Here is a 13,162-nt window from a genome sequence, read left to right on the forward strand (position 1 = left end):
TTTCGAGTGACGGATCTATGCCGTCAGTTAGCCGGAATCCACAAACTAAAAACCGTAAACACTAAACTGAAAACTTTACCATGGCTTACGATAAATTTACGGTTCTCCGGTCTACGGCCGTTCCGATGCCCATCGAGAACGTTGATACGGACCAAATCATACCCGCCCGCTTCCTCAAAGCCACAGAGCGCAAAGGATTTGGCGACAATCTGTTCCGCGATTGGCGGTACAACAATGACGATACCCCCAAGGCCGATTTTGTGCTGAACAACCCGACCTACAAAGGTAAAATCCTGGTAGGAGGCAAAAATTTCGGGAGTGGCTCAAGTCGCGAGCACGCTGCCTGGGCTATCTACGACTACGGCTTCCGGTGTGTGGTATCAAGCTTTTTTGCCGACATTTTCCGGGGCAACGCCCTGAACATCGGCATTCTGCCGGTGCAGGTGAGCCCTGAGTTTCTGGAGAAAATCTTCGCAGCCATCGAGGCCGACCCCAACACCGAGCTGGAGGTGAACCTGCCCGAACAAACCATCACGATTCTGGCAACGGGCGAGAGCGAGAGCTTCGGCATCAACGGCTACAAGAAGCACAACCTCACCAACGGTTTCGACGATATCGATTATCTGTTGTCTATGAAAGGGGAGATTGAGCAGTTTGCCGAAACGAGACCATTTTAATTGGTGAATGAGTGATTGAGTGAATGAGCGAATAAAAAAGGGAATCAACTCTGGTTTTACGAATTCACTCAATCACTCAATCACTCAATCACTCATTTCTCCAATGAACCACCGTTACATTGAAATTATGGACACGACCCTCCGCGATGGTGAACAAACCAGCGGGGTGTCGTTTTCGGCTTCCGAAAAACTGGCCCTGGCGCAACTGCTGCTGACCGAGGTAAAAGTCGACCGGGTCGAGGTTGCATCGGCGCGGGTGTCGGCGGGTGAATTGGAAGCGGTACAGCAGATCACGCGCTGGGCAGCCGGGGCGGGTTTGCTCGATCGGGTCGAGGTGCTCACGTTTGTCGATGGCGGGGCTTCGCTCGAGTGGATGCAGGCTTCGGGCGCGCGGGTCATGAATCTGCTCACCAAAGGCTCGCTCAACCACCTCACGCACCAGCTCAAGAAAACACCGGAGGTACATTTTGCCGACATTGCACAGACCATAACCGACGCGCAGAAGCTCGGTATTCAGGTCAATGTGTACCTGGAAGACTGGAGCAACGGGATGCGTAACTCACCGGACTACGTGCTGCAGTTCCTGGATTTCCTCCAGACGCAGCCTGTCCGCCGGGTATTACTGCCCGATACACTCGGCGTGCTGACACCCGCCGAAAGCTACACGTTTGTCGATCAGTTGGTGACGCGGTACGCCGGTATGCACTTCGATTTTCATGCGCACAACGACTACGATCTCGGCGTGGCCAACGTGATGGAGGCCCTGCGAGCGGGTGCCCATGGCATTCACCTGACCGTAAATGGGTTGGGCGAGCGGGCCGGAAATGCCCCCTTGGCCAGCACCATCGCCGTCTTGCGCGACTTTATGCCCCAGCTCAAGCTGGGCGTGGTCGAAAAGTCGCTGTATCAGGTTAGCAAGATTGTCGAGACGTTTTCGGGCCTTCGGATTCCCGATAACAAACCCGTTGTGGGCGATAACGTTTTTACCCAAACAGCGGGTATCCATGCCGATGGTGACAAGAAGAACAACCTGTATTTCAATGCGTTGCTTCCTGAGCGCTTCGGCCGCAAACGGAGTTACGCGCTGGGCAAGATGTCGGGTAAGGCCAATATCGACAACAACCTCCGCGAGCTGGGTATTCAATTGTCGGACGAAGACCTGAAGAAAGTAACCCAGCGCGTTATCGAACTGGGCGACCTGAAAGAGGTTGTCACCCGCGAAGACCTGCCCTACGTGATTGCCGACGTTCTGAATACCAACGCCATTGCGTCGCGGGTGGAGGTGCTCAATTACGTGCTCACTCACTCCAAAGACCTCAAGCCCTCGGCTACGCTGCGGGTTCGGATCGACGAGGAGCTGTTCGAAGAAAACGCGCAGGGCGATGGGCAGTATGATGCCTTCATGAACGCGCTCAAGAAGGTGTACAGCCGTAAAAAGATGACCTTGCCCATGCTCACCGACTACGCCGTTCGGATTCCGACCGGGGGGCGCACCGATGCCTTGTGCGAGACAATCATTACCTGGAAGGTTAAAAACCGCGAATTCAAAACCCGGGGGCTCGACTCCGACCAAACCGTGTCGGCCATTAAGGCTACCCAGAAAATGTTAAATACACTTGAATAGACGGAAAAGGGAAAACGGAGAACGGAACAGGAAGTTGAATCCGGCGTTTTCCCTTCTCCTTTTTCCCTTTTTCCTTTTTCCCCATGAAAAAACACATCCTTGTAGTGCCCGGTGATGGTATCGGTGCCGAAGTGACCGCCGTTGGCAAGCAGATTCTGGAAGTAATTGCTCAGAAGTTTGGGCATGAGTTTACCTACGACGAAGCCCTGATTGGGCACGTTGCCATTGAGGCAACTGGTTCGCCCCTGCCCGAAGAAACCCTCACCAAAATGAAATCGGCCGATGCCGTCCTGTTCGGAGCCGTAGGGCACCCCAAGTACGACAACGACCCCTCGGCGAAGGTGCGCCCTGAGCAGGGACTTCTGAAAATGCGCAAAGAACTGGGCCTGTACGCCAACCTGCGGCCTATCAAGCTGTTCGACGAACTGCTGGAAGCATCGAGCATTAAGCCCGAAATTCTGCGTGGGGCCGACATTCTGTTTTTCCGGGAGCTGACAGGCGACGTGTATTTTGGTAAGCGGGAGCGGCTCGACGACGGCAACACCGCGTACGATACCATGATCTACAGCAAGTACGAGGTAGAGCGGATTGTGCGTAAAGCGTTCGAAGCGGCCCGGACCCGGAGCAAGCGCCTTTGCTCGGTCGATAAGGCCAACGTACTCGAAAGCAGCCGGCTCTGGCGCGAAGTGGTGCAGGCTATTGCGCCCGAATACCCCGACGTAACGGTAGAGCATCAGTTTATCGATGCGGCTGCCATGCTGCTGATCAAAGACCCTAAGCGGTTCGATGTGGTGGTAACGGGTAACCTTTTTGGGGATATTCTGACCGACGAAGCCTCGCAGATTGCCGGTTCGATGGGCATGCTGGCTTCGGCCTCGGTTGGCGACAGCACCGGCGTGTACGAACCGATTCACGGATCAGCGCACGATATTACCGGCAAAGGCGTAGCCAATCCGCTGGCGTCGGTATTGTCGGTAGCCTTGCTCCTGGAAATCTCGTTTGGCCTGAAAACAGAGGCAGAAGCGGTTATTAATTCCGTTGACGCTGTACTGAAAAGCGGTTATCGGACCCGCGATATTGCCGATGCCGATACCCCAGCCGATAAGGTGTTGGGAACGAACCAAATGGGTGAGCAGGTTCTGGCGCAATTAGCCTGATAAAAATTGAGGGACACGTTTGGAACTTTGATGGGACTCCTTATTTTTGTGGTGTAATTACGCAACCAGCGAAATTTCGCAATGACTTTGTCCTGTATTCTTCTTCGCCTTCAGCTAATGCTATCAACTCGATAAGGGCCTGAGAAGGAACACAGTGTTCATATTGCCAAGGCCCTTCTCCGACTGGAAAAGGGCCTTTTTTACGCTATCAATCCGATAACAAGACCTAAACGTAATGAGTCAGCGCATTTTCATCTTCGACACAACTCTTCGCGACGGCGAGCAGGTACCCGGTTGTCAGCTAACAACTGAAGAAAAAGTAGTGGTAGCCAAGGAACTGGAACGATTAGGCGTTGACATCATCGAGGCCGGTTTCCCGATTTCGAGTCCCGGCGATTTTCGGTCGGTCGAGGAGATTGCCAAAGCCGTAACCCGTCCAACCGTTTGTGCCCTGTCGCGGGCCGTTAAAGGCGATATCGACGCGGCCGGACAAGCGCTGAAGCACGCGCGGCAAGGGCGTATTCATACGGGTATCGGTGCGTCGGATATTCACATTCGCAACAAGTTCGGGAGCACCCGCGAGGCCATCCTGGAACAGGCCGTGTCGGCCGTGAAACACGCTCGCTCGTACGTCGACGATGTGGAATTCTACGCCGAAGACGCTGGCCGGGCCGATCTGGATTTTCTGTGCCGCCTGACCGAAGCTGTCATTGCGGCCGGGGCTACGGTGGTCAATATTCCCGACACAACGGGTTACTGCCTGCCCAATGAGTACGGCGACAAAATCCGGTACATCTACAACAACGTGCCGAACGTCGATAAGGCTACGATTTCGATTCACTGCCATAACGACCTGGGTCTGGCAACGGCCAACACCCTGGCGGGTATTGCCAACGGCGCCCGGCAGGTAGAGGTGACCATGAACGGTATTGGCGAACGGGCGGGCAACACCTCACTCGAAGAGGTGGTGATGGCGCTCAAAGTGCACAAAGAGTTAGGTTTTGAAACCGGTATTGACACCACGCGCCTGTTTCCGGTGAGTCGGCTCGTATCCGAAATGATGCGGATGCCGGTACAGGCCAACAAAGCGATTGTAGGCCGCAATGCGTTTGCGCACTCGTCGGGTATCCATCAGGATGGCTTCCTGAAGCATTCTGAAAACTACGAGATCATGAACCCCCTCGATGTAGGTGTGGATAAATCGCTGATCGTACTGACGGCCCGCTCGGGACGGCACGCGCTCAAGCACCGGCTCGAACTGCTGGGCTTCCGGTACGATAAACCGACGCTCGACGGTATTTACAAGCGATTCCTCGACATGGCCGACATTCGTAAAGAGGTGAACGACAAAGATTTGATGGAGTTGGTGCGGTAAAACATTTACCTTGCACAAAATGTATAATGGGTAGTGAATAATGTGAAATGGCTTTCACGCAAGAGCTATTTTATATTAATCGCTACCCATTGTATATTATCGCCCATTATAGTACCCTGTCAAAATTAATTGTATAATGCTTAGTGTAGAATGAATAGTGAAAAGGTTGATATGCAGCAGCATAAATCATTGTTCACTGTACAGTATTCATTATACATTCACGTACATTATCCATTAAAACAATGGCACGACCGAACCTCGAACTTATTGAGGCCCTTCGCCGAACGGCCCGTAACTTACAGCAGGGAGCGCATTACCAGTGGGGCCACATGGGGGGCTGCAACTGCGGCAACCTGGCTCAGGAGCTAACTAAGTTGAGCAAAGATCAGATTCATCGGTACGCCATGGAACGGTACGGCGACTGGAACGAACAGGTCGACGACTACTGCCCCACGAGCGCCATGCCAATTGATCTGGTTATCAACGAAATGTTAAATGCCGGCCTGACGCTCGAAGACCTGAAGCACCTCGAAAAACTGGACGACCGGGCTGTACTTCACCGGCTCCCGCTTGAGAAACGGCACCTGCGTCATAATGTCCGCAACGACGTAGTTTTGTACATGACCACCTGGGCCGATTTGCTCGAAGAGCAGTTGCTGGATAAGATCAAACTGCCTCAGGAAATTACCGAGGTAGCGTTGGTTGCCTGACTATTTTGCTGACGCGTGGGCCTTCGACAGGCTCAGGCTGACTGGAAACTCACAAATTAAGGTCAGCCTGAGCCTGTCGAAGGCCCACGCGTCAGCAAGTTTAATAAAACGCATCTTCGATGTGCTTCACCTTCATCTCGCCATTCGTGCGGACGATGGCGATAATGTCGAACCGGACATCGTGATGCCAGTTGCGGGCAAAGATGTAGTGCTCGGCCACCCGTTTGAGTAGCCTCACTTTGGTGTACGACACAAACTCTTCGGGGTTGCCGTAGGCCGTACTGCTGCGGGCTTTCACCTCTACAAAAACGAGTAACTTCCCTTTCTGAGCAATCAGATCAATCTCAGCATGCTGGTAGCGGTAGTTACTCTCCAGTACCTGATACCCTTCGGCCTGCAGATACCGAATGGCCTCTTCCTCGCCCTGTTTGCCAAAATCATTATGTGCGGCCATGCCGATAAATAGTTAGTGAGCTGTTGGCCCCAACAGAGGTACCGAACGTCTGCCGGGGTTTTGGTGTTGTGTATTAAGACGTTGAATCGTGAAAATTGTATCGGGAGGAGGCCGGCCAGGCTATTCTGATCGTTGCATTTGGCGCGTAAAAGTCTGATTAAAACACTACCCGCGTGAACAAAAAAGTACAGGTGCAGCATTGGGGACTGATTGATTATCAGGAGGCTTGGGACAGGCAGGAAGGGATGTTTGCCGACACGATCGCTCAGAAAGTAGCCAACCGGAGCCGCCCCGCCGAGGAGCAGTTACCAACCTCGAACTACCTGATTTTTTGCGAGCATCCGCACGTGTACACCCTCGGAAAAAGTGGGCATGAAACCAACTTGCTGGCGAATGACGACTTTCTGAAAACCATCGGGGCTACCTACCATCGGATCAATCGGGGGGGGGATATTACCTACCATGGCCCCGGTCAGCTGGTGGGCTACCCGATTCTGGATTTGGATAACTTTTTCACCGACATTCACCGGTACATGCGTTTGCTCGAAGAAGCAGTTATTCGTACCCTGGCCGATTATGGTCTGGTAGCCGGGCGCATCGAAGGGCTGGGGAGTGAACGATTGACGGGTGTGTGGCTCGGTGAGGGCGTGCAAGCCGGTGGGTTGACCACCACAGGCCCGGCCCGCAAGATTTGCGCAATGGGCGTAAAAGCGAGCCGTTGGGTAACGATGCACGGTTTTGCCCTCAACGTGAATACAGATTTGAGCTATTTTGGGCATATTGTCCCCTGTGGTATTACCGACAAAGCCGTGACTTCACTGTCGGCCGAGTTGGGGCGCCCGGTAGAGATGACCGAAGTGGCGGGGATTATGCAGCGGCACTTGGCAGCCCTCTTTGAGATGGAAATCGTTTAATGAAATAGAATTTCCCCGTTTTTTCTCCCGAAAAAGGCGAGAGGCAGGGGTGAGTTAGCATGAAGAAAGACATTCCTTTTTTGCCAGTTGAGAAGATACAGGTTGTTGTGGCGCGGAAATTGAATGAGGTGAACGAGTACGATTGGCAGGTTTTCCTCATCAACCAAAACCAGGTGCCTATCCATACGGTATTTGTGACCTCGCAGGGATACGGCGAACAAAATGATGAAAAGCTGAAGACCTCCACGCTTCGGCACTTTTTCCCGCAAATTGAGCCGGGCGATCATCAATTAATTGAAACCATTATGCCCAATGTGTTTCATCTGAATAATGAATATTGGGTGAGTTATTTTATTGATAATCAAATTTTTGATAAAAAATTCATCTTTGTTCCTGATAGTATTGTGGAGGACAATCTGGTGCCGGTTCCGGCCCTTGGTGGGCTTGAGGGAATCCTGCACGAGTAAACGATGAGTAAGCATCCATGCACGTCGGCATACCCGCTTAGTAGGGGTGCCGCCTGAGGTGCGCGTAGCTGTACTCATGCTACATTTTTTAAAATAATGAGAAGTAAAAAACCTAAACAAAATGAATACGCCCGGCCGCAGTCGGGGCAGGCAGATGGCTCGGTTCGGCCGAGTATTGCCCGCGCATCGGGCGGTAGGGCTCGCGAACAGGGTGCCGACCGACGGGGGAAACCAACCCGGTTGAGCAATCCCGACTCGTTTCTGGATGAATTGAAAGCGGACATCGCGGCTTTCTTTGAAATAAATAACGAATCTTCATTCTCGCAGCAGCAGGTTCTGGATCATTTCGGAATCGGCGACCGCAAGATGAAGCTGATGGTGCATGGCCTTATTGGCGAGCTAATTGATGAGGGGCGGCTGCTCCTCGACGAAACAGGCGCGTACCGGGCAAGCGACGAACAAAAAACCTTGCTGGGTACGGTAGAACACGTAAACGAACAGTTTGCGTTTGTGGTGCTAACTGGCGATGGTACGGCGGCCCGCGACCGTGACGCTGACATCTGGGTATCAGCCGATGATATGGGCGGTGCCATTGATGGCGACAAAGTGCGGGTGGTGGCCTTCAGCGACGGCAGTCGGCGCGGAGCCCGGCGGTCGGGTCGGCGGCAGGAAGGCCGTATTGTGCAGATCGTAGAGCGGGGCCGGACCGAACTGGTGGGCACCATCGACGTGTGGGGCAAGTACGCTTACGTGCAGCCCGACAACCGACGGCTGTACGACGAAGTGTACGTTTCGGGCGATAACATTGGCGGGGCCAAGCAGGGTGAGAAGGTAATTGTTCGGCTGACCAAGTACCCCGAAGATGCCACCGGACGCCATCGGCTCGAAGGTGAGGTGATTACGGTACTGGGCGCGGCTGGGCAACACAACACCGAAATGCACGCCATTCTGGCCGAGTTTGGGTTGCCACTCGATTTTCCGGATGGGGTAGAGGCCGACGCCGAGAAAATCCCGACCGAGATTACGGCTGCCGAAATTGCCAAACGGCGCGATTTTCGCCCGATCACAACCTTTACCATCGACCCCGTCGACGCTAAGGATTTTGACGACGCGCTTTCGGTCAATTACCTCGAAAATGGTAATTACGAAATTGGGGTTCACATTGCCGACGTAACGCATTATGTGGTACCCGGTACGGCCCTCGAAGCCGAAGCGTTTGAGCGGGCTACGTCGGTGTATCTGGTCGATCGGGTGGTACCTATGCTGCCCGAAAAACTGTCGAACGGCCTGTGTTCGCTGCGGCCCAACGAAGACAAGCTGACCTTTTCGGCCGTGTTTGAGCTATCACCCGAGGCCAAAATTGTGAAAGAGTGGTTCGGGCGGACGGTGATTCACTCGGACCGGCGGTTTGCCTACGAAGAAGCCCAGGACATTATGGATACCGGGGCGGGCGATTATGTAGAAGAACTGCGGTTGCTCAACGCCCTCGCGCACAAGCTGCGGGCCGAGCGATTCCGCAATGGCGCTATCAACTTCGAAACACCCGAAGTAAAGTTTGAACTTGACGAAAACGGGGTGCCGATTGCCGTGCGGCCCAAAATTCGAAAAGACGCCCACAAGCTAATTGAGGAGTTTATGCTGTTGGCCAACAAGCGGGTAGCCGAATTTGTGCACCGCCTGTCGACCAAAGGCAAGCCCAATACGATGGTGTACCGGGTGCACGAAGGCCCCGACGAAGAGAAGCTGCGCGTGCTATCGGACTTTGCCAAACGGCTTGGTTTTAAGCTGACGGTCGATGATCCCGATCAGTTGTCGCGGTCAATGAATCAGTTTATGGACGCCATTGAAGGGCGGCCGGAGCAGAATATGCTTCAGCAACTCGCCGTTCGGACTATGTCGAAAGCCCGCTACAGTACTCAGGATTTGGGTCACTTTGGGCTGGGTTTCACGCGGTATTCGCACTTTACGTCGCCTATTCGTCGGTACCCCGACATGATGGCCCACCGGTTGTTGCAGCATTACCTCGACAAAGGGGCTTCAGTAGATTCCGAACCAGTTGAGGATGGGTGCCGGCACGCGTCGGAGCGCGAACGGGCGGCTGCCGAAGCCGAGCGCGCGAGCATCAAGTACAAGCAGGTGGAGTTTATGAGCCGCATGGACCCCAACCGGGTGTTCGACGGGGTTATTTCGGGGGTTACCGAGTTCGGTATTTTCGTTGAGATTCCCGAAAACAGCTGCGAGGGCCTGGTCAGAATGAGCGATCTCACAAGCGACTTCTTCGAGTTCGATAAAGACAACTACCGGATCATCGGTCGGCGTTCGAAGAAGATGTTCACCTTCGGCGATGCTGTTCAGGTACGGGTGAAAGAAACCAACCTGGCCCGGCGGAGCATGGACTTTACGTTGGTAGGTGATACCGGCAAACGGGCCACCGACGCTGACCTCGACTTCACGAGCGACTCGCGCCGGGGCGGCAGTTCCCGCCGGGATTCGGGTCGTCGGGGTGGTGCAAAGTCGGAGAAGCCCAAAGCGCCCGGCCTGCGCGAAGCCAGTCGGCAACGGGGCCGCGACAAGGCCGCTCCCAAAGGCGAAAACCGGCGCGGAGGCCGGGGCCGCCGGTAAGGAAACGCGATAAGGATTCCGATGCCACACTCAACCGAGTGTGGCATCTTTTTTTGCTCACTCAATTTGTGAGGCTGGTGAGCTAAAACCGACAAGGCCACAACGCGGTTTATTAGCTACATTTGCATAATAAGCTTTTGTGACGAGCAAAACGTGCTATCCGCCTTCCCATATCGTCTGACGATTGCCCGCCTGTTGCTGGGGCTACACCTGTTGATGCTCGTCAACGGCGTGGTCTTTCAGCACTCGCACCGGCTGGCCGACGGTACCGTTGTTAGTCACGCGCACCCCTACATTCCGGTTGGCGACGATCCGTACCAGCCAAACAATCACACCCAACAGGAAATCATCTGGCTCGACTCGCTGAGCCATCTGCTCCATACCGATTGGCAGCCTTCGCTTTTTGTGTTGCTGTTGCCGGTTGTTCTGAGCCTGTTGAGTGTACCCCCGCTTTTCCGGGCTTCTGTATTCAAGCCGGCCACGCTGGCTGTTTTCCTGCTCCGGGGGCCGCCCGTTGTATAGGTACACACTTCTGTTTATGGAATCATAGTGGGTCGTACGGCGCGTACGGGTGCACGGCTTGTTGCTGCGTACCCTCATGACGCACGCCAGAGAACTTACGCCATAAACTGTTTCTTACTGTTTACCATGCAACATTCTCTTCATGAATTTACTTCTTCGGCTTTGTCTGACGGCGGGCCTTCTCTGGCTTGGCCTTAACTTGCCCCAATACACTATTGCTCAATCGACTACGCCAGCCGGTAACGCGGTGCTGAATGGTCTGGTGACCGATCAGAAAACCCGTGAACCGCTCATCGGGGCTACCATCTACATCCCATCCCTGCAAAAAGGAGCGGCAACCGATACGCTCGGCCGGTTTCGGTTGCCGGGCTTGCCTATAGGGCCGTTGTCGGTGGAGGTGCGGTTGGTGGGCTATAAAACACTCACCCGCCGGGTGCAGCTCTCGGCCGATAGCACCCGGTTCGATTTCATGCTGGCTACCGAGGCTACTCAACTGAATGAAGTGGTGGTCACCGGCCTCACAACGGGCTCTACCGTGAAAGAGAGCCCTATCCCAATCATGACGTACTCGAAAATGCAGTGGCTTCAAACAGCCTCGACCAACCTGGTCGATGCAGTGGTGAAACTGCCCGGTATGTCGCAAATTTCGACGGGTGTAGGTCTGTCGAAACCCGTAATTCGGGGCTTGGGTTTCAACCGGGTTATCACCGTGCACGACGGCGTGCGGCAGGAAGACAATCAGTGGGGCGAAGAACACGCTCTGCAAATTGATGAGTACTCGATTGATCGCTACGAGATTATCAAAGGAGCTGGGAGTTTGCTGTACGGTTCCGACGGGCTGGGCGGGGTTATGAGCCTGATCTCGGCACGCCCCCCGCAGCCGGGCGTAACACAGGGGCAAATCATGACCAACTACCAGAGCAACAACGGGATGCTTGGACTCTCAGCCATGATGGAAACCACGGGTCAGAAAGGGTTGTACGCCCGGTTGCGGGTGAGCGGCAAAAGCGCAGGCAACTACCGCAACCGTTTCGACGGGCGGGTGTACGGCTCAGCGTACCGCGAGATGGACGTAAACGGGGCCGTTGGCATCAGCCGGAAATGGGGCTATTCACAACTCAACTTCTCCAACTGGCACCAGGACATTAACATCGTAACGGGCGAGCGCGACCGTACCGGCCGGTTTGTGAAACTGGTGCGGGTCAACGACACCACCGAAGATGTAGCGCCCGTGACGGATGCCGAGTTGCGGAGCCGCGCCATTAATCCGGCCAATTACCAGAATCTGAATCACGCCAAGCTGTCGTGGAATACCTTTGCCCGGCTAGGTCGGGGCAACCTGTCGGCGGTGGTGAGCTACAGCCAAAACCGGCGGCAGGAGTTTGCCAGTACACTCACGCCCGGCCAGCCAGCGCTGTATTTCTTCCTGCAAAATGTGTATTACGACCTGAAGTATTTCATGGACGCCCGCAACGGCTGGGAATTTACCGTGGGTACAAGCGGGCTGTGGCAGAAAAACCAGAACCGGGGCCTCGAAGTGCTGTACCCCGGTTATCAATCGCTCGACAACGGGGTGGTGGCCTTTTTTCAGAAAAAAACCGACCGACTCACGGTCAATGGTGGGGTGCGGGTGGATGTGCGCCGGATGCAGATCAACCCGCTCTACGTGGATGAGTCGGGCGCGTTTACCGAAACCAATGGCACCAACCGGGCGGTGCGGTTTGCGGGTTTAGACAAAACCTACGCCAACCCAACGGCGAGCCTGGGGGCTTCGTATGCTCTTACGCCCAAACTGACCATAAAAGCCAATTTGGCGCGGGGGTTCCGGGCGCCCACAACCCCCGAACTGTCGGCCAATGGCGAACATGCCGGTACATTCCGGTATGAAATTGGTAACCCCAACCTGAAGTCCGAAACATCATTCCAGAGCGATTTGGGCGTAGTTTACGAAACCCCGGAGCTTTCCATTACGGCGAGTCTGTTCCGCAATGGGATTCAAAACTACACCTATTCCGAAAAGGTATTGAACCGGATGGGGCAAGACTCTATTGTGGACCCCGCCCGGCCGATCCTGACCTATCGTTACGTGCAGGGCAACGCCGTTCTGTACGGGGCCGAGGCCCAGCTGGTGTACAATCCGGCAGGGGCCAAATGGCTCCATTTGTCGGGAACGTACTCGCTGGTTCGTTCGCGAAATTTATCGGCTCAGGGCGATTCGGCCCGGTATCTGCCGTTCTTGCCGCCCCCGCGTACCATTGTACAGGCCAAGCTAACCCGGGCCGAACTGGGGCGCTCCTTACGAAATGCGTATGCGCAAACCGAAATCGAGTATAATCAGGCACAGAATAGGGCATTATTAGCGTTCGGAACCGAAACGCCAACGCCTGCTTTTACGTTATGGAATGTAGGAGCTGGTGCCGACGTGGTAGGGAAAGACGGTCAAACCCGATTTTCGGTGTATCTGTCGATCAATAACCTGCTCGACCGTGCGTACCAAAGCCATCAGAATCGGTTGAAATATTTCGGGGAAAACCCGGCGACCGGTCGGCTTGGGGTATTCAATATGGGTCGAAACGCCAGCCTGAAAGTGGTGGTGCCACTTCGCTTCTAATGGATAATGTGTAATGTATAATGAATAGT

11 protein-coding genes are annotated in these 13,162 nt (G+C 54.5%); 10 read left to right on the forward strand and 1 reads right to left on the reverse strand.

The window, feature by feature from the left end; genetic code table 11:
• Window positions 1–80 precede the first annotated feature (80 nt).
• The 5 genes from leuD to RUDLU_RS0115820 all read left to right on the forward strand — a co-directional run bounded on the left by leuD (window position 81) and on the right by RUDLU_RS0115820 (window position 5,543).
• Entirely contained in the window at window positions 81–677 is a 597-nt protein-coding gene (gene leuD, locus RUDLU_RS0115800; RefSeq protein ID WP_019989377.1) for a 3-isopropylmalate dehydratase small subunit, read from the forward strand.
• A gap of 103 nt (window positions 678–780) precedes the next feature.
• Entirely contained in the window at window positions 781–2,301 is a 1,521-nt protein-coding gene (locus tag RUDLU_RS0115805) for an alpha-isopropylmalate synthase regulatory domain-containing protein (protein WP_019989378.1), read from the forward strand.
• Window positions 2,302–2,384: 83 nt separating this feature from the next.
• Window positions 2,385–3,458 (forward strand): 3-isopropylmalate dehydrogenase, encoded by a 1,074-nt coding sequence (leuB, locus tag RUDLU_RS0115810; protein WP_027303113.1) that lies wholly within the window; start codon window positions 2,385–2,387, stop codon window positions 3,456–3,458.
• A 235-nt stretch (window positions 3,459–3,693) separates the two neighbouring features.
• Complete coding sequence (locus RUDLU_RS27550) at window positions 3,694–4,833, forward strand: 2-isopropylmalate synthase (protein WP_019989380.1); 1,140 nt, start codon at window positions 3,694–3,696, stop codon at window positions 4,831–4,833.
• Between the two features lie 242 nt (window positions 4,834–5,075).
• Window positions 5,076–5,543, forward strand: coding sequence for a hypothetical protein (locus tag RUDLU_RS0115820; protein ID WP_019989381.1), 468 nt, complete (start codon window positions 5,076–5,078; stop codon window positions 5,541–5,543).
• Window positions 5,544–5,643: 100 nt separating this feature from the next.
• On the opposite strand, the gene RUDLU_RS0115825 is transcribed toward RUDLU_RS0115820, so the two are convergent.
• Window positions 5,644–5,997 carry a YraN family protein gene (locus RUDLU_RS0115825; RefSeq protein WP_019989382.1) on the reverse strand — a complete coding sequence of 118 codons (354 nt, stop codon included), beginning with the start codon at window positions 5,995–5,997 and terminating at the stop codon, window positions 5,644–5,646.
• A gap of 173 nt (window positions 5,998–6,170) precedes the next feature.
• Between RUDLU_RS0115825 and lipB the strand changes: the two genes are divergently transcribed.
• The 5 genes from lipB to RUDLU_RS0115850 all read left to right on the forward strand — a co-directional run bounded on the left by lipB (window position 6,171) and on the right by RUDLU_RS0115850 (window position 13,133).
• The gene (gene lipB / locus RUDLU_RS0115830) at window positions 6,171–6,911 is read left to right on the forward strand and encodes a lipoyl(octanoyl) transferase LipB (RefSeq protein ID WP_019989383.1); all 741 of its coding nucleotides are present in this window, start codon (window positions 6,171–6,173) and stop codon (window positions 6,909–6,911) included.
• Between the two features lie 59 nt (window positions 6,912–6,970).
• Window positions 6,971–7,378: a hypothetical protein gene (locus RUDLU_RS0115835; protein WP_019989384.1), complete on the forward strand. Its 408-nt coding sequence runs from the start codon at window positions 6,971–6,973 to the stop codon at window positions 7,376–7,378.
• A gap of 96 nt (window positions 7,379–7,474) precedes the next feature.
• Complete coding sequence (gene rnr, locus RUDLU_RS0115840) at window positions 7,475–10,000, forward strand: ribonuclease R (protein WP_019989385.1); 2,526 nt, start codon at window positions 7,475–7,477, stop codon at window positions 9,998–10,000.
• A gap of 153 nt (window positions 10,001–10,153) precedes the next feature.
• Entirely contained in the window at window positions 10,154–10,522 is a 369-nt protein-coding gene (locus tag RUDLU_RS27555; protein ID WP_044129507.1) for a hypothetical protein, read from the forward strand.
• Between the two features lie 142 nt (window positions 10,523–10,664).
• The gene (locus RUDLU_RS0115850) at window positions 10,665–13,133 is read left to right on the forward strand and encodes a TonB-dependent receptor (protein WP_019989387.1); all 2,469 of its coding nucleotides are present in this window, start codon (window positions 10,665–10,667) and stop codon (window positions 13,131–13,133) included.
• The last annotated feature ends 29 nt before the right edge of the window (window positions 13,134–13,162 follow it).

Source organism: Rudanella lutea DSM 19387 (assembly GCF_000383955.1).
Taxonomy (GTDB): domain Bacteria; phylum Bacteroidota; class Bacteroidia; order Cytophagales; family Spirosomataceae; genus Rudanella; species Rudanella lutea.

Bases quoted from the DNA above. Each gene is read 5' to 3' on its own strand.
- leuD (WP_019989377.1), top strand. From the start codon at position 81: ATGGCTTACGATAAATTTACGGTTCTCCGGTCTACGGCCGTTCCGATG.
- RUDLU_RS0115805 (WP_019989378.1), top strand. From the start codon at position 781: ATGAACCACCGTTACATTGAAATTATGGACACGACCCTCCGCGATGGT.
- leuB (WP_027303113.1), top strand. From the start codon at position 2,385: ATGAAAAAACACATCCTTGTAGTGCCCGGTGATGGTATCGGTGCCGAA.
- RUDLU_RS27550 (WP_019989380.1), top strand. From the start codon at position 3,694: ATGAGTCAGCGCATTTTCATCTTCGACACAACTCTTCGCGACGGCGAG.
- RUDLU_RS0115820 (WP_019989381.1), top strand. From the start codon at position 5,076: ATGGCACGACCGAACCTCGAACTTATTGAGGCCCTTCGCCGAACGGCC.
- RUDLU_RS0115825 (WP_019989382.1), bottom strand. From the start codon at position 5,997: ATGGCCGCACATAATGATTTTGGCAAACAGGGCGAGGAAGAGGCCATT.
- RUDLU_RS0115835 (WP_019989384.1), top strand. From the start codon at position 6,971: ATGAAGAAAGACATTCCTTTTTTGCCAGTTGAGAAGATACAGGTTGTT.
- rnr (WP_019989385.1), top strand. From the start codon at position 7,475: ATGAGAAGTAAAAAACCTAAACAAAATGAATACGCCCGGCCGCAGTCG.
- RUDLU_RS0115850 (WP_019989387.1), top strand. From the start codon at position 10,665: ATGAATTTACTTCTTCGGCTTTGTCTGACGGCGGGCCTTCTCTGGCTT.